Annotated in this window: 13 protein-coding genes; 9 read left to right on the top strand and 4 right to left on the bottom strand. The window is 52.4% G+C overall.

What is annotated here, in order from left to right:
• Positions 1-371 precede the first annotated feature (371 nt).
• Positions 372-617 (bottom strand): YdeI/OmpD-associated family protein, encoded by a 246-nt coding sequence (locus EGT51_RS07665; protein WP_135368131.1) that lies wholly within the window; start codon positions 615-617, stop codon positions 372-374.
• 297 nt (positions 618-914) lie between these two features.
• Here EGT51_RS07665 and ntdP point away from each other — a divergent pair, with 297 nt between their 5' ends.
• The 5 genes from ntdP to EGT51_RS07640 all read left to right on the top strand — a co-directional run bounded on the left by ntdP (position 915) and on the right by EGT51_RS07640 (position 6,251).
• Positions 915-1,472, top strand: a complete 558-nt coding sequence (gene ntdP / locus EGT51_RS07660) for a nucleoside tri-diphosphate phosphatase (RefSeq protein WP_125574805.1) — start codon at positions 915-917, stop codon at positions 1,470-1,472.
• 106 nt (positions 1,473-1,578) lie between these two features.
• Complete coding sequence (locus tag EGT51_RS07655; protein ID WP_135368130.1) at positions 1,579-2,691, top strand: AI-2E family transporter; 1,113 nt, start codon at positions 1,579-1,581, stop codon at positions 2,689-2,691.
• A gap of 151 nt (positions 2,692-2,842) precedes the next feature.
• A complete protein-coding gene (tagD, locus tag EGT51_RS07650) occupies positions 2,843-3,259 on the top strand; it encodes a glycerol-3-phosphate cytidylyltransferase (protein WP_125574803.1) in 417 nt (138 codons plus the stop codon).
• A gap of 68 nt (positions 3,260-3,327) precedes the next feature.
• On the top strand, positions 3,328-4,212 hold the full coding sequence (locus tag EGT51_RS07645; RefSeq protein ID WP_135368129.1) for a hypothetical protein: 885 nt from the start codon (positions 3,328-3,330) through the stop codon (positions 4,210-4,212).
• Between the two features lie 14 nt (positions 4,213-4,226).
• The gene (locus EGT51_RS07640; protein WP_135368128.1) at positions 4,227-6,251 is read left to right on the top strand and encodes a CDP-glycerol glycerophosphotransferase family protein; all 2,025 of its coding nucleotides are present in this window, start codon (positions 4,227-4,229) and stop codon (positions 6,249-6,251) included.
• A 645-nt stretch (positions 6,252-6,896) separates the two neighbouring features.
• Here the strand turns inward: EGT51_RS07640 and EGT51_RS07635 are convergent.
• Entirely contained in the window at positions 6,897-7,451 is a 555-nt protein-coding gene (locus EGT51_RS07635; RefSeq protein WP_135368127.1) for a hypothetical protein, read from the bottom strand.
• 239 nt (positions 7,452-7,690) lie between these two features.
• Here EGT51_RS07635 and EGT51_RS07630 point away from each other — a divergent pair, with 239 nt between their 5' ends.
• Entirely contained in the window at positions 7,691-9,268 is a 1,578-nt protein-coding gene (locus EGT51_RS07630) for a peptide chain release factor 3 (protein WP_135368126.1), read from the top strand.
• Between the two features lie 738 nt (positions 9,269-10,006).
• Here the strand turns inward: EGT51_RS07630 and EGT51_RS07625 are convergent.
• A complete protein-coding gene (locus EGT51_RS07625; RefSeq protein ID WP_135368125.1) occupies positions 10,007-10,897 on the bottom strand; it encodes an SDR family oxidoreductase in 891 nt (296 codons plus the stop codon).
• Positions 10,898-11,016: 119 nt separating this feature from the next.
• Between EGT51_RS07625 and EGT51_RS07620 the strand changes: the two genes are divergently transcribed.
• The 3 genes from EGT51_RS07620 to EGT51_RS07610 all read left to right on the top strand — a co-directional run bounded on the left by EGT51_RS07620 (position 11,017) and on the right by EGT51_RS07610 (position 14,381).
• The gene (locus EGT51_RS07620; RefSeq protein ID WP_135368124.1) at positions 11,017-11,625 is read left to right on the top strand and encodes a TetR/AcrR family transcriptional regulator; all 609 of its coding nucleotides are present in this window, start codon (positions 11,017-11,019) and stop codon (positions 11,623-11,625) included.
• Positions 11,626-11,711: 86 nt separating this feature from the next.
• Complete coding sequence (locus tag EGT51_RS07615; RefSeq protein ID WP_225428699.1) at positions 11,712-11,900, top strand: hypothetical protein; 189 nt, start codon at positions 11,712-11,714, stop codon at positions 11,898-11,900.
• Between the two features lie 354 nt (positions 11,901-12,254).
• Positions 12,255-14,381: a lectin-like domain-containing protein gene (locus EGT51_RS07610; protein WP_135368123.1), complete on the top strand. Its 2,127-nt coding sequence runs from the start codon at positions 12,255-12,257 to the stop codon at positions 14,379-14,381.
• Between the two features lie 350 nt (positions 14,382-14,731).
• Here EGT51_RS07610 and EGT51_RS07605 read toward each other — a convergent pair whose 3' ends face one another.
• The gene (locus EGT51_RS07605; RefSeq protein WP_135368122.1) at positions 14,732-16,087 is read right to left on the bottom strand and encodes an FAD-dependent oxidoreductase; all 1,356 of its coding nucleotides are present in this window, start codon (positions 16,085-16,087) and stop codon (positions 14,732-14,734) included.
• Positions 16,088-16,180: the final 93 nt, after the last annotated feature.

The following is a 16,180-nucleotide window of genomic DNA, read 5'->3' as shown; positions in this document are numbered from 1 at the left end:
CTACTAGCGACTTGATTTGCTAGTAACTAGGCGTGTTTTGTTTGTCTTAACGAGTGCTTTGGTGCGATAAATTTTTATGAAAAGAGGGACTGACCAGCAGCCAGGGCATGTGCGATGTTGCGGGGCCAACAGATGCCAAGACTAAGTGGCTGGCAACCACCACCGGAGCCGAGAGCTCGCTGAATATGGCTCAGCCGTGGGAGTTAACTTGGCGGCTTGCCGCCTTAGTAAACTGGTGTCTTTGAGACGTGTTTTTCGGCTCAAAGCGAAGCCGGGACCGTACTTTGGTTCGGCTGGTCCGCCCTCAGCGTTCCAACCCATCTCTAACGAACGGTAAGGCGGCCAGTATAACCCCCGTCGCCACCAACCACTTAGTCTTTGGGCCGACTGCCGTAAGCCCGCTTGGACTTGTATCCAGCCGCTAAAATCTGGCGCATGTCGGCGATGTGACGTTGCTTGGTCGCGTCGGCCTTGGCGCCGAAAATGTAGCGGGCCCATTCACGTTGGTAGCCCACGGTGAGGTCGTTAAAGAAGGCCGTTAATTTAGGATCATCCGCCAAAAGTTCGGCGACTTGGGGAATCAGGGGTTCAAAGGAGCTGAGGGGAGCTTGTGCCATAAGAAGTTACCTCGATTTTCTAAAATTTTTAACTCAATAGTGAACTTGATTGTGGAATTTGGCAAGTCGGGGTTGGGGGCTATTGGAAAAGTTTTAACGCGGAAAATGATGATTTGCGCAGCTAGTAAATTTACTGGGCAATCTTCAACACCAAGTAAAATTCACCGGACGATAGCCGCCCACCAGAAGGAATTTGTTCAGGAGAATCGGTCTGAACCTATTCAAGGGAGGCGTAATCTGGTATAATATTGAGTGAATTTTTATAGTTACCCGTTACTTAGAAAGTAGGGTTTAGACATGACGCGCGAAGCTAGAGGACCTAAGGAAGGCGACTTCATTACGATCAAAAGCTACAAGCACGACGGAAGTTTGCATCGAACTTGGCGCGACACTATGGTACTCAAAACAAGCGAAAACGCCCTCATCGGCGTCAATGACCACACCTTGGTCACCGAAGACGATGGGCGGCGGTGGGTGACTCGTGAGCCCGCAATCGTTTATTTTCACAAGCATTATTGGTTTAACATTGTTGCGATGATTCGGGACAACGGGGTGTCGTATTACTGTAACCTGGCATCCCCGTACGTTTTGGATAAAGAAGCGCTCAAATACATTGATTATGATCTCGACGTGAAGGTTTTTCCGGATGGTGAGAAACGCCTGCTCGACGTTGACGAGTATGAAGATTTCAGTCAGCGGTGGCAGTATGGTGAGGCAACCGATCGGATCTTGAAGGCCAACGTGTTGACCCTGGTCGATTGGATTAATCATCATAAGGGGCCTTTTTCCCAAGCCTACGTCGATCTCTGGTACCAACGTTATCAGGAGTTACTTCGACGCTCGAATGATCAGTAAGAGTTGTCTTCCGTACCACCAGGAGCAAGTCCATTTCGTGGCTCGCTCCTTTTTTCTAAAAATCAGACCGGCCGGGTGGCTGGTGAAAACGAAGGGAGCGTCCGCCATGAAATGGGTCGCCAACTCACGACTCCTCTTTTGGTCATTAGAATTGTTGATCGTGGCCGCATTGATCTGGGTCTGTACGCAAATTAGCTTTCTGTTCTCCCCAATTGGGGTCTTTCTGTCGACAATCTTCGCACCGCTCCTGTTGTCTGGGGTGTTGTTTTACCTGTTGAACCCCTTGGTCAAGGTGCTAGAAAAGGTGCGTTGGCGGAAATTTCATCTCAACCGCACCGGAGCCGTGGCACTGGTCTTCTTGTTGCTGGTGTTGGTCTTGGTGGCCGGTGGTATGTGGCTGATTCCGCGGCTGGCCACGCAGATTACCAATTTGATTGGCAACATCCCGGGGTTTGCCAAGTCGAGCGAGGCAGTGTTGAGTAAGTTTATCAATCAGCCGGCCTTTAAGGATGTGGATTTTACCAAATACCTCAGTCAACTCCAGTCCGCCTTCGCCAAGTACGCCCAGGGCTTCATGAGCGGCCTGACCACGGGCATTGGCTCCATCATCGGGACAGTGACCACCGTGACCGTCACGGCCGTTACAGTGCCTGTCATGCTGTTTTACATGCTCAAGGATGGTGATAAGTTCATGCCGGCCATTCGCAGCTGGTTGCCCGAAAAGCACGGCGACCAGATTGCTGAATTGCTCGGCCGGATGAACCAGACGATTGCCCGTTACGTGGGTGGTCAGATCATTGAATGCCTGTTTGTCGGCAGCTTCACGGCCATCGGCTATTTCCTGGTCGGGGAGAAATACGCGTTGTTGCTGGGGCTGTTCGCCGGTATCTGCAACTTGATTCCTTACGTGGGTCCGTACATCGGTATTCTACCGGCTTTGATCGTGGCCTTCACCAGCAGTACCAGCCTGGTGCTATACGTTATCATCGTGGTCGTGGTGGTCCAACAGATCGACGGCAACCTGGTGTACCCCAACATCATTGGCAAGAGCTTACAGATCCATCCACTGACGATTATCATTATTTTATTGGCAGCAGGAAATATCGCGGGGCTACTGGGGATGATTCTGGCGATTCCGCTATACGCCGTGGTCAAGACGATTGTTCAGTATCTTTACAGTATTTGGCAGCTGGATCACAGTAAGAAATCCGCACTTTAGGGTGTCAAAATTCTCAAGAATTGCGTAACGTTTGCGGTTTGAAGTTGACGTGACCGCTGAATATGCTACTATTTAGATTGTTATTGGAATTTTTTTGTGCCCCCTGCAGACTGCGGCGGGGAAATTAACCAGATAAAGTAGGAGAGTCTACATGAAAAAAGTAATTACGTACGGGACGTTTGACCTATTACATAAGGGTCACATTCGGTTATTGAAGCGGGCGAAAGCCTTGGGTGACGATTTGACAGTGTGCGTGTCTTCTGATGAATTCAACGCCGAAAAGGGCAAGCGGGCTTACACGTCTTATGAAGACCGTAAGTACATCCTCGAAGCCATTAAGTACGTGGATCACGTCATTCCAGAAACCTCTTGGGACCAAAAGATTCGCGACGTCCAAGATAATGATATTGATATCTTCGTCATGGGTGACGACTGGAAAGGCAAGTTTGACTTCTTGAAGGACTACTGTGAAGTGGTTTACTTACCACGGACGGAAGGCATTTCCACGACTAAAATCAAGCACGACTTAGGCCTATCAGACGAAGAAGACTGGAAGGAAAAAGAGTAGTGTTGGTGAAAATCCTTAGTCGTTGACTAGGGATTTTTTCTTATTAGAGCGCAGACGGAGGCAGAGGAATGCAACAAATTATTTTTTTAGTAACGTCCTTAAACGGGATGCATAAGCCCAATTTTACCCAGCAATTATTGCAAGCGGTCAAACAAGACGTGGCAGTCAGCGTGTTAGTCGCGCTGGTGGACTTTGAGGCGACCTGGAAAGTGCGGACCTTTTTAAATCGCTTGGCCCGCAAGAACCCGGGCGTCAGTGATGTGAACCTGGTCACCTTAGCCGACCTGTATCGCGATGAGCAAGGCTTAAAATTGACCAGTGGCGAGCGTAACACGCCCACGCTGACGACCTTTGATGAGCGGCTATTCGCCGACAACGAAGAACAGGTCAAGCGGTATTTGGACGCCGGTCACCTGGTCGCCGAATTACGGCAATTAGACGATGACTCACCGATGGTCTTGCGGCAGTATCACGCCGATCAGTTGGTGCAGATCGACACTTACGGCTTGGACGGTCAGGTCGTCGGCATTGAAAAAATCACGGATGAGGTCGCCCAGACCAGCTACGTCTTAAACGCCAAGGGAGAAGCGGTTCTACGCTTCGTGCGGCATGAACGGCCCATCAACCACGTCTTCAACCTGAGCAATGCGTCGGCCATGATGGCCACGGAATTCGCGGATGCCAAGCAAAACGCGGCGCTGGCCAACATGACTAAGCGCCAACGAAACAAGGCCGAGGCCGCTACCGTGGATCACACCTCAATCGTCTCGGCCGCAGAGACGTACTACGGCGTATTGGCCTACTCGAACTACCGACGGTTTGATGACCTGTATACCTTTTACCAAGCGGTCTTGAGCCACCTGTTGACGCCGGAGACGCGGTTGTACGTCGACCTGGCGATTAACGCCGCCATTTCACCGCAAATGCCGAACCAGCTGATTTTTAATTACTAAGGAGTTTTTCCATCGTGCGTGCGATTTTATCTGGATTACATCATAAAAAGAATTTACAAGAACTCGAACTCGAACTGATCGACGTGCCGGAACCGTTCGATGATTTAGCGGTCACCTTCTTGGAAAAAACCACCAAGGCGTCGTTGACCGTGCCCATCAGCAAGGTCGTCAGTGCGGAGATCGTGCGGATTCGTCTCAATGCGGCGGACCTGCAGATCCCGGCGTCGGAACAAAGCGAGTTCAGTTGGGAACTATACTTAAATATTCGGCAACAGAACACTCGCGGCTTGATCCAAGTCGAAAGTGAATACCTCAGTGACCGGCACCAATTGACGTTGACCAGTTTTTACCAGGTCAACAGTGATGCTGAGGGGATGGCGTTGTTCAACCTGCACACCCAACAGTCCGAAACTGAATTCACCATTAGTGCCATCAACTTACAAGACGACCAGCTCCAGGTCATCGGGCGCAGCCGCCTCAACGGCCAAGCCATCGAGAACCAGCGATTAGTCTTGAAGAACGAAAAGCAGGATAGTTCCGCGGAGTGGCCCATCACCCACATGAACCTGCACGGCCTGTTCACGGGCGCTATTCCGTTGTCTGATTTGCCCCAAGACAGCACCCAACAGCTCTTCATCCGCTCCACGGTAGCGGGCACAGACCTGGAACAACGGGTCGTCTTGGCCAAGTCATTAGCCGGGCAGGTCACCCAAGCCATTACCCCGAACCACCGCTTGATCTTGGTGCAAAAGCGCTTTGACAATGGGATTCGAATTCAGGAAATGGCGGCGCCAACCTTGCCCCAACGCTTGGCCCACGTGCCTAGCAAAATCGGTGGGGCGACCAAGTTACTGTCCCTGTTGATGGACAAGGTCAACCTGGCCTACATGCGGCGGTTATTCAAGCGCGGTCACCGGCCATTTGAGCAGCCAACCCTGATCTTCGAAAGCTTTGGTGGGCGGCAAGTCAGTGATTCGCCGTACGCCATTTATCGCTTGTTCGTGCAACTGTACCCTGGGTTTAACTTCGTCTGGTCGATTGACAAGTCGCAAAAGAAGTTCTGCCGGGAAAATCAAATCCCGTTTGTCGTGCGGCGGACGGCCAAGTGGGTGCGGACGCTGGAAAAGGCCAGCTTCTGGATCAGTAATGCGCGCTTCCCGGCCTGGGTCCGTAAGCCCAATTACGTGACTTACATCCAGACTTGGCACGGGACGCCGTTGAAGAAGTTGGGCTTGGACATTGAAAACGTGTCGATGCCTGGCACCACGACGGCCAAGTACCACGCCAACTTCGTTCGGGAAGCCAACCGCTGGGATGCGTTGGTTTCGCCCAACGACTATTCTACGCGGATCTTCCGGTCGGCCTTTGGCTTTAACAACCAGATCTTAAAGGTCGGGTACCCCCGAAACGACGAACTGATCAACAGTACGCCCGAAGATGTGGTTGCCTTGAAGCAACGGCTAGGGATTCCACTGGACAAGAAGGTCGTCTTGTACGCGCCGACTTACCGGGACAACCAGTTCGCTGAAAAGGGTAAGTACACCTTCGAACTGCCATTTTCACTGGATGATTTCCGCGAGAAATTTGGTAAAGACGCGGTCTTAGTGCTGCGGATGCACTATTTGATTTCTAACGCGCTGGACATCAGTGGCTACGAAGGGGTCGTCTTTGACCTGTCCAACCATCCAGACATCTCCGAGCTGTACCTGATCTCTGACATGTTGATCACCGACTACTCGTCCGTCTTCTTTGATTTCGCTTACCTGAAGCGGCCGATTCTGTTCTACCCGTACGATTACCACATGTACAAGGACGAACTCCGGGGCTTTTACCTTGACTACGAAAAGGACTTGCCGGGTGAGATTGCCCATAATGAAACGCAATTGTTGGACATGATCGGCGAAAAGCTCCAGACACCAGACATGAGCGGCGACCAGAAGTTCATGGACTTCTACCGACGCTTCTGTGCCATCGACGACGGGCTGAGTTCCTTGAAGATCGTCAACTACGTGGTCCAACAGATTGAAAAGAACGTTTAAGCTGGCTGACGAGACTATGCGGAGCTGGCCGCCTTACCGTTCGCTAGAGATGAGTTGGAACGCTGAGGGCGGACGGGCCGAGCCAAGAGGCGGTCTCGCCGCCTCGCTTTGAGCCGAAGAACACGTTTCAAAGACGCCAGTTCTTTAAGCATCGGAAAGTCAATTTTAAAATAACAAAAACTGCAGGTGCTCACGCTGACGTGGGAACCTGCAGTTTTTAATTGTTTGTTATGAGTTGTCGCGATGAGTCGGACTGCGGAGATGGTGACGACGAAATGCTTCATCTTCCATGTGGTGTAGTCTGTGTCAGTCGGAGTCGGTGGTTAACCGACGATTGATAACCTGGCATTAGCTAAGCGTTAATGACCAGCTGTCAGGTTAGTCACCGCCTGGGATTAGGTCGCCGTTGATGATTAGCACGCTTGTAGCCGGGAGTTCGCCAAATATGGGTTCAGCCGTGGGAGTTCTCTTAGCGCCAAGGTTCACGGCGCTTAGAGAACTGGCGTCTTTGAGACGTGAACTTCGGCTCAAAGCGAGGCCGAGACCGTTTCTCAGGCTCGGTCCGGTCCGCCCACCGCGTTCCAACCCATATTTGGCGAACGGTAAGGTGGCCAGCCCCATCTATGTCGCTATCCACAACCATCACTAACGTTGGTAGCTAGTGGCTTGCCGGTAAGCGTGGGCGGTCAATTGGTCGACCTGCTCCGTCGTAATGCCGGTCTGCTTGAAGTACGTGCGTAAGATGACGCGATAGTTGCGCCGGACCAGCTGAACGTCGGGGTGCTTGACCGAGGTGAGCTGGTGCTGTGCCGCTTTAGCCAAGGTGAGCGCGTGGTGCGGCTGCTTGAGGTTCTTGACCAGATACGTGACATTCTTGCTGGCCTTTTTGGCCTGGGGGCTGACCGGTTGATTGGCCGTGCGGCTGCTAGCCAGGGACTGCTTCATGTTAGCGGTCAGACTGGTAACCTCGTAATATTGATTCTTTTTTAATTGGACGTGGTCATAGGACCGAAATAACAGATTGTTGAGCAGAAGGGCAATCACCGCCAAGCCCGCCCCGCAAAGGATGACGGACATGGTGGGGCGTAAAGGTTGGTGCTTGGCCCGCGCGATGAGTAATCCCGCGAGGCCGCCCAGTACCACCAGGGCCCCCACGCCAAAGACGATTTCAATGAGTAAGGCTTCAGTAGACGCCGACATAATTTCACCCGTTTCTAAAGATTAAAGGTCATTGTCTTATCATACCACGAAATCCCCGGCACCGGCGAATCGACTCGAAAAACCGTGACGGGGGTGGACAATTGTCTAAGTCAGAAGCGGTCCGTCGGCGGTCGATAGCTTTCAACCACCCGCTAAATGTGTTAAAATTACTAGCTGTGACCTTTAAACTTAAATGAGACTCTAAATAGAGAAAATAAAAAAATTTGTGAGGAAAAAATATGAGTGAAAAAACTTTAGCGTCAGCGGTGAACAAGCGCCGAACGTTTGCCATCATCTCTCACCCCGATGCTGGGAAGACGACGATCACCGAACAGCTGCTGTTATTCGGGGGCGTGGTCCGCGAGGCCGGTACCGTTAAGGCCAGAAAGAGTGGCAACTTCGCCAAGTCTGACTGGATGGAAATTGAACAAAAGCGGGGCATTTCCGTGACCAGTTCCGTGATGCAATTTGACTACCAGGGCAAGCGCATCAACATCTTGGATACCCCTGGACATGAAGATTTCTCCGAAGATACTTACCGGACGTTGATGGCGGTGGACTCCGCAGTCATGGTCATTGACTCCGCCAAGGGGATCGAACCCCAGACCAAGAAGCTGTTCAAGATCTGTAAGATGCGGGGCATTCCCATTTTCACGTTCATGAACAAGCTCGACCGGGATGGCCGGGACCCCATGGACCTGATCGCCGAACTGGAAGATGTCTTGGGCATCGAAGGTTATCCGATGAACTGGCCGATTGGGATGGGTAAGGAACTGAAGGGTCTGTATGACCGTTACCACCACCGTGTGGCTTTGTTCCGGCCAGACGATGACGCTCATCAGTATTTGCCGTTAAAAGATGACGGTGAATTGGCTGAACCCAACGCCTTGGAAGAAGACGGCTGGTACCAAGACGCCAAGGACAACATGGCATTGATCAGTGAGGCCGGGAACCAATTTGACGAAGCAAAAATCGCCAGTGGGGACCAAACGCCGGTCTTCTTCGGGTCTGCCTTGGCCGACTTTGGGGTCAAGACCTTCTTGGAAACGTACCTGGAATACGCACCGAAACCGGCGAGTCACCACACCGAAGAGGATACCGATGTGGCCCCGACTGATCCCGAATTCTCTGGGTTCGTCTTCAAGATTCAGGCCAACATGAACCCGCATCACCGTGACCGGATCGCCTTTGTCCGGATCTGCTCGGGTGAATTCGACCGGGGTATGGACGTCATCCAGGAACGGACCGGTAAGAAGCTACGGTTATCTAACGTGACCGAATTCATGGCCGACACCCGCGAAAACGTGGAAACGGCCGTGGCCGGCGACATTATCGGGCTGTACGATACCGGGAACTTCCAGATCGGCGATGCCATTTACACCGGGAAGAACAAGATTAAATTTGAAAAATTGCCGCAATTTACCCCGGAACTCTTTGTGCGGGTCTCCGCAAAGAACGTCATGAAGCAAAAGTCGTTCCACAAGGGGATCAACCAACTGGTCCAAGAAGGGGCCGTCCAACTGTACACGTCGTATTCGACGGGCGACTACATTTTGGGAGCCGTGGGGCAACTGCAATTTGAAGTCTTCCAATTCCGGATGCAAAACGAATACAATTCCGAAGTTGTCATGGAACCGATGGGCAAGAAGACCGCCCGTTGGATCAATCCGGATCAACTGGATGAACGGATGTCCTCATCCCGGAACCTGTTGGTCAAGGACAATCACGGCGAGCCGCTGTTCTTGTTTGAAAACCAGTTCGCTGAACGTTGGTTCAAGGACAAGTACCCGGATGTCGAATTGACGTCTAAACTGTAAGGATAATTGGTTGAAAGATGAAAATCAGCTGAAACAGTTGTTATCATGCGACTCTCAAAATAGTCGTTTACAGCCACATAATGTGAACTGGTCGCCTACCGTTCACCAAATATGGGTTGGAACGCTGGGGCGGACGGGTCGAGCCAAAGGGCGGTCTCGACGCCTCGCTTTGAGCCGCAAGTCACGTCTCAAAGACGCCAGTTGCCTAAGCGGCATGAACCGCGCCGCTAAGGCAACTCCCACGGCTGAACCCATATTTGGCGAACTCTCGGCTACGCTGGTACATGTTAGTAACTATCGTCTTAGCCCCAGGCGTTAGTTCCATTGACACTGGTCTGTCATTAACACAGTGTTACTGACAGCCGTCAACCTTGCCGGAGGCAGCCAGGGTGGAGCCAGCTGTGTCGGCGGTGTTGGCTGAGGTTTTGTCTCAGCCTACAGCGCGGGACGACTTGAGAGCCTGGCGATTTTTGCCAGGCTTTCAAGCGAGCCGGAAGACCGCTCCTCAGGCTGGAGGCGTTCCCCAGATCAGGTGGAACCCTGGCTGACGCAGGCGCCTGGTTTCACCAATTTTAAGTGTCAGAACACCGTCTTTACGACAATCAACGAGTCAATTCTATTTTCACCTTCAGCTGATAATTGAACCGCCGCAACGCTGCTCCTCGGAGCTGGTCGTTGCGGCGGTTTTTTTTAGATTGGGGATGAAAGATCGTTGGTTACGGCCTAGCCGGTGATCAGCTAGGCTTGGCGATAAGCCTGGGCAAAGGTTACCGCAAAATCGGTTAATTTAGTTGGTCCCAGTTGAGGGTGGTGTGCGCGATAGTCGGCATAAAAATCATGTTCCCGCTGGTAAGCCAGCATTTTGACATACTGCGTCGTGAAGGCTGCTGGCATGCCACCGGCAATTAGGTTGCGGGTCATGGTGGCATCGTCAATCTGAACGGCCTTCAAGTCGGGGAGCGCCAGTGCCTGACCTAAAATACTAGCAATTTCGGTATAACTTCGCTCATCGCTGGCAATATATTGGCTAGTCACGCCAGGTTGTGGGGCAGTTAGTGCTTGTGTCGCAATGGGGACAATGTCAGCGGGAGCGACCCATGACCCACGCTTGGTTAAGCTGTTGTTGGTATAAATGACGTGATCGCGCTTGATGCTCTGAAGACTACCGAAGAGATTGTAGAACATACCGGTTGGTCGGAGAAAAGTGAGGTTGACTCCTGGGAGCTCCTGGGTCAAGACCCCTTCAATCACGTTGTAGATGTGTAGCGCCCCTACTTCAGGACCGAGGTTGGCGCCGACGCTGCTGAGATTAACGACGCGCTGGACACCAGCCGCTTTTACGGCGTTGGCGTAGGTGGTGGCTTGACGCTTTCCAGCTGTAAAGAGGTCACCTTGTCCGCCGGTAGCATTGGTAATCATAAGGTAGACAGCATCTGCCCCAGTAAATGTCGCGGTCAGAAAGTCCAGATCATCGATACGACCAATTGCTGGAGTGGCGCCGAGTGCGGTGATTTCGTCGGCTCGCGCGGCGTTGTGACTAATGACGGTAACGGTGTGACCGGTGGCAATTAATTTTTGCGCCAATGGACGGCTAATGTGGCCCAGCGAACCAGTTAAGATAATTTTCATGTGCTGATCTTCTTTCATAAAGTATAAGTCTATCTTTTTAAGCGAGTTCATTATAAGAGATAGACTTATACTTTGTCAACTGGTAAACTGAATAAAAAGACACGGGGAGGTTGCAATAGATGAAGGTTAAAGATGAGCAGAAGTACGATCGGCTTTTACAGGCAGCGGTTCACGTGTTGGCTACGGTTGGATTGGCGGGATTTTCAACCACCAAAGTTGCTAAGCAAGCGGGAATTCCGCAATCAAATCTCTATATTTATTTTAAAAATAAGCAGGCACTCTTGCTGGCGGTTTTTCGGTTGGCGGTTCACGCAGAAAGCGTGGCGGCTACAGCGTCATTAAAAACAGAGATGGCGGTGATTGATCAGCTTACGGCCAGTATTCAGGGAATCTATCGGTTTGCGCTGGACCAACCGGAATTCGTGACGGTGATTCAGTTGTTACTGGATGATGGGCAGCTGAAGGCTAAATTGTCGATGAAGTCCAACGACCCAGCCAATCAACAGATTCAGCGGTTGTTACGTACGGGCGTAGAACGGCAGATATTGCGGTCGGTTGACTTAAATTTCCACCGGTACTTTCTCACGCGACCGGTATTTCACTTTGCCCAAGGGGTTCGCGCCGGCTTGTATGCGGATACGCCGGCGGAATTGGCTACCGTCACGACCATGATTATGGCGGCGGTACTACAACCGGCCGTCTATCAAGAGTGGGTGCGGATAAAGTAAAAAGTGTGCTGACATCCCATGAAGGCGATGGTCAGCACGCTTATTTTAATTAGGATTAATCGGCGTTTAAGATCCACAAGAAGAGGATGAAGACGACCGCTAAGTCGTACATCATGGGTCCAACTTCCTTATCGGTCGTCGCGGTGCCGACCATCATTAAACGCTTGAAGGCCAAGGGCTACAAGCTAGTGACGGTCAGTCAGTTGCTGGATAATCAGGCCTTGCCGGGGCTTCGGTATTTTGGCGCGCACGACTATCGAACGGCCGGCAAATAATAAAAAAATGATTGGCTCCACGAGTAATCGCAGAACCAATCATTTTGAACCGCCGCAACGCTGCTCCTCGGAGCTAGTCGTTGCGGCGGTTTTTGTGTGGGCGATTTTGGAAAAGTGAGTGTAATGGCCGCCGAGAAAGCAGTGCCTACGGGTGGCAGCGGGATGATTCCGGCGGATGGGGTGGGGCGCCTTAAATCAATCTTGGTCCATGAAAGTCAAATTTCGAAGCCTTTTCTTCGAAATTCGCTTCGGACTATCAGCGAAAAGCCATTTCTGTTACACTATAAACGAAATAGTCATGGCAGATAGAGATTTAGTCCCACAACCGTTTGGGGACAGAGAGGAGCGGTTGCGATGAAACGAAAGAATTGGTTAGGGTGGGTCGTTGGCTTGGGGGTCTTGCTGATTGGCGGTGTCGTGGGACGAGCGGATGCGGATTATGATCAAGCATTGCGGACCGCGCCGCAGGGCATCTCCCTCGATAACATCTTTGTCCCAGGCACCACCAGCAATAATCAAGCAGCGGTTGTTGGCACGACGAATCCCGCCGTTACAGGGACGCAGGCGGCCAAGGTCAACAATGGTAAAAAGCAATTTGGGGCGATCTGGTCGACGGCGGACAATGTTTTTGATTTGACCAAAGATCAGTCGGCTTCGATGTGGCTGTACTTCGGGAACACCGGCAAGAAGGCGGCAGATGGCATGGCCTTTGTGATGCACAATGATGAAAACGGTTTAGCAGCTACGCCGACATTTGGCAAGAACGTGTCCGGCGAGACTTTGGGCGTTTGGGGCGTCGACACGGATAAGAAACAAACGACGCCTGATAAGTTGGCCACCATGGCGATTCAAAATAGTTGGGCGTTGGAATTTGACACGCACCTGAACACTTCGACGAACTACGGCAATACCGGGGATGCGGACTCCTTTGACGTTGGCATTGCCGGTCCGCACATCGCGAATAATTATCCGGCCGCGACGAGTAGCTACCAAATGGTACGGACGTCGACGCTTCTGCCCATCTACAGTGTGGGCTACTACGCGACGCAAACGCATGAGGGGCTGTTGCAGGGGGACTACACCCTGCTCGCTAACGGCGCATGGCATCATTTAAGCCTGGATTGGCAGGCGAGCACGCAGAAGATGACGTATACCTTTGATGACAAGGATCCGGTGTCGGGGACGGCCCAATCCGGCATGCAGGCGACCGCCAAGCTGGACTTGAACCAGATTGATCCGCAAAATACCGGCCAGGTCCGGTGGGGCTTTACCGGGGCCACCGGCGATAGCTACGAAAATAACTTAGTGGTTATCGAAGAGGTGCCTGGCTTGGTCGATGCGCGGGCAACCACCCGGCTGACGGATACCACGACGAATCAGGTCATTCAAGACGGTGATCGGCTCAAGGGGCAAGATGCGTTTAAGCTGGAGTATCAATTGGCTTATTTGAGTGGTAAGCAAGACTGGCAAGACGTGCAGGCCCACCTTCAAATTCCAGACCAACTGACGGTCGACGCGGGAAAGATCACCTATGCGGATGGGAGCACGGCGACGGTCGACTTGGCGGGGATGACGGATAATCAGGTCACGGTCAAGTTGGCCCGAGCACTGTCCGCGACCAACGCGACGGCGACCATTAGTCTGACGGGAACGGCGAATAATTTGAAGGCCCCCGTCACCGTGGATTCGGCGGCCAGTACCTTCAGTGCCGTCAATGGTGTTGTGACCGCGGATACGCCAGCATTTACCTTGAACCCGACGCTAGAATTGTACGCGGCCTCGTTGTCTGGCAGTAGTGTGCAGCTTGAAGCAAATGAAGACGCGGTCATGAAAGGGCTGGTCGTGGTACCGGAGGGGGTCGACCTGACGAATGCGGACATGACGGTCCACACCACCTTGAATGGCAAGCGGCGACCAGATTTTCAAATGACCGCCGGCGATGACCCATCGAGTGGGCGCTTTGACGTGACCGTCGCGGCAGCCGACCTCCAAAGCGGTCAAAACACGCTGATCACCACCGTGTCGGATCCTTACGGCAACGTGTCCAATGAAGTGAAATTTACGATCACCGTTAGTCGCCAGTTAGTGTTCCAGACGGTCGCGGACCGGAGCTCATTTGAAGAGACTACCCTGACCGGCGCGCACCAACGGGTCAAGCGGATGTTGGACTGGCAGGTTGAAATCTTGGATACCCGAGAGGCTGGGGCTAAATGGACGCTCCAGGTGACCAGTACGCCGTTTATCAATCAAGACGGGCAACCACTGGCCGGGACGTTGAGCTACCATGAAGGGACCGACCGGACGCCGATTGGCACGACGCCCATCACCATCAGTCGAGGCGAGGCGCAAGACGCAGACGTGGTCACCAATGTGGTCGATGACTGGGACGACGAGAGTGGCCTGTTGCTCGAGGTCAACAGTTCGGCACTGGCCAGTGAGTACAGCAGTACAGTGACGTGGCTGTTAAACGATGTCCCTTAGGTCTTAGTGAAGGGGCAGTCCCAATGCAAGCTAAAAAGGTTTCGTCCATCCGGAAGGGGATGCACGAAACCTTTTTGACTGGCATGAATGCGTTCATTGAAAAGTTGACTAAATCAGTTGTCTGCGTCAGCTAGGCGTTCCGCCTGCTAAAACGTCGTGCTAGCTGTCTTCCGCGAGGGTAGCATCAGTATACTGGTCTCGAAGATTCAACTGGCGACTTTGAGACGGGTACTTCGGCTCAAAGCGAGGCGACGAGACCGGTCCTTGGCTCGGCCCGTCCGCCCTCAGCGTTCCAACCCATCTCTAGCGAACGGTAAGGCGGCTGGTAACCACCACATGAGACCAATCGCTTAGTCAGCCGGTTGGAGCTTAGCGACCTTGGCTTGCGCCGCTTGGGCCAAGATGTTCAAGTAGTTGAACGGCCGGTCGAAGTTTGGCTGGAAGAGCATGTCGACCATGGCCAAATCATCGATCGTGTTTTCGTTTTGGATGCAGACGGATAGGGTGTTAGCGGATTGAGAAACGTCGTAGTGACTCATCAATGCGCCACCTAAGATCCGCCGACTGTCTGGGTCGAAGACCAGTGACATCAAGACGGGTTCGGTCGTTGGCATGAATTCTGGCCGGTAGTTGTCCTTGACGATAACCTGTTCAGCGTTGATGCCTTGTTGCTTAGCAGCGGCTAAGGTCAACCCAGTTGAGACGATGGTCCGGTCGTAGAGGGCTAACCCAGAAGAAGATTGTGTGCCCATGTACTTGACGGTTGGCTTGACCAGGTTCTTGCCCACTAAGATGCCTTGACGAACGGCATTGGTGGCCAGCGGAATGTAGGCATTTTGGTGCGTTGGGTTGTAGTGCACGGCGGCACTGTCACCGGCAGCGAAAATGTCGGGGTTAGAGGAGCGCATGTAGTCATCGGTAATGATGGCGCCGTTTTGGGCCATGTCGACCTTGCCCTTTAAGAGGCCCGTGTTTGGCCGGAAGCCGATGCATAAGATGGCCAGGTTGGTGTCGTAGCTGCCTTTATCCGTCTTAATGGTGACCCCATCGCCTGTATCGGTGAAGCTTTGCACAGTCTCACCTAAGGCTAACTGGACGTTGTTGTCGCGGTAGTCTTGTTCGATGACGTCCGTGAATTCTGGGTCAAAGTACTTCGGCATCACGCGGTCCATCGCGTCGATCAACGTGACGTCGTGGCCGGTGGTGGAGTAAGCTTCAGCCAGTTCAGCACCAATGTAGCCGGCACCAATCACAGTGATGTGCTTAGCTGATTTGGCTTCTTCAATTAATGTTTGGGCGTGGTTCCAGTTCTTGCACAGCTTGACGTGGTCGCCGTCGATGCCCGGAATCTTGGGAACAATCGGCCAAGAACCAGAGGTCATGACCAGCTTGTCGTAAGCGGCCGTCGTTTGCTCATGGGTGTTCAGGTCCTCAACGGTGACCGTCTTTTGGTCAGGGTCAATGTCCAAGACATTGTGATTCATTTGGACATTGGCACCTAGACTCTGGAGCTCTTCAGGACTGGAATAGAATAAACCTTGGGGGTCCGCAACCTTTCCACCGAGATACAAAGCAATCCCACAGGATAAGAAGGAGATGTTATCGTTCTTTTCGTAGACGGTAACTTCTGCATCGGGGTGTTCCGCTAAGATCTGCTTAATGGCAAAGGTGCCTGCATGTGTACAACCAACAACTGTGACTTTCATGATGGTGCCTCCCAAAACAAGATTTTTGAAGGGTACTTCACAAGCTAGTCTATGTGAAATCCCTATCAATTGAATACAACTCTATTTTAGACA

Source organism: Levilactobacillus suantsaiihabitans, from assembly GCF_004745505.1.
GTDB lineage: Bacteria > Bacillota > Bacilli > Lactobacillales > Lactobacillaceae > Levilactobacillus > Levilactobacillus suantsaiihabitans.
The sequence above is the reverse complement of the archived record's forward strand: the minus strand, read 5'-3'. Positions and strand labels throughout refer to the sequence as shown.

Excerpts from the sequence above, each read along its gene's own strand:
- EGT51_RS07665 (WP_135368131.1), bottom strand. The coding sequence starts at position 617 with ATGGCACAAGCTCCCCTCAGCTCCTTTGAACCCCTGATTCCCCAAGTC.
- ntdP (WP_125574805.1), top strand. The coding sequence starts at position 915 with ATGACGCGCGAAGCTAGAGGACCTAAGGAAGGCGACTTCATTACGATC.
- EGT51_RS07655 (WP_135368130.1), top strand. The coding sequence starts at position 1,579 with ATGAAATGGGTCGCCAACTCACGACTCCTCTTTTGGTCATTAGAATTG.
- tagD (WP_125574803.1), top strand. The coding sequence starts at position 2,843 with ATGAAAAAAGTAATTACGTACGGGACGTTTGACCTATTACATAAGGGT.
- EGT51_RS07645 (WP_135368129.1), top strand. The coding sequence starts at position 3,328 with ATGCAACAAATTATTTTTTTAGTAACGTCCTTAAACGGGATGCATAAG.
- EGT51_RS07635 (WP_135368127.1), bottom strand. The coding sequence starts at position 7,451 with ATGTCGGCGTCTACTGAAGCCTTACTCATTGAAATCGTCTTTGGCGTG.
- EGT51_RS07630 (WP_135368126.1), top strand. The coding sequence starts at position 7,691 with ATGAGTGAAAAAACTTTAGCGTCAGCGGTGAACAAGCGCCGAACGTTT.
- EGT51_RS07625 (WP_135368125.1), bottom strand. The coding sequence starts at position 10,897 with ATGAAAATTATCTTAACTGGTTCGCTGGGCCACATTAGCCGTCCATTG.
- EGT51_RS07620 (WP_135368124.1), top strand. The coding sequence starts at position 11,017 with ATGAAGGTTAAAGATGAGCAGAAGTACGATCGGCTTTTACAGGCAGCG.
- EGT51_RS07615 (WP_225428699.1), top strand. The coding sequence starts at position 11,712 with ATGAAGACGACCGCTAAGTCGTACATCATGGGTCCAACTTCCTTATCG.
- EGT51_RS07610 (WP_135368123.1), top strand. The coding sequence starts at position 12,255 with ATGAAACGAAAGAATTGGTTAGGGTGGGTCGTTGGCTTGGGGGTCTTG.
- EGT51_RS07605 (WP_135368122.1), bottom strand. The coding sequence starts at position 16,087 with ATGAAAGTCACAGTTGTTGGTTGTACACATGCAGGCACCTTTGCCATT.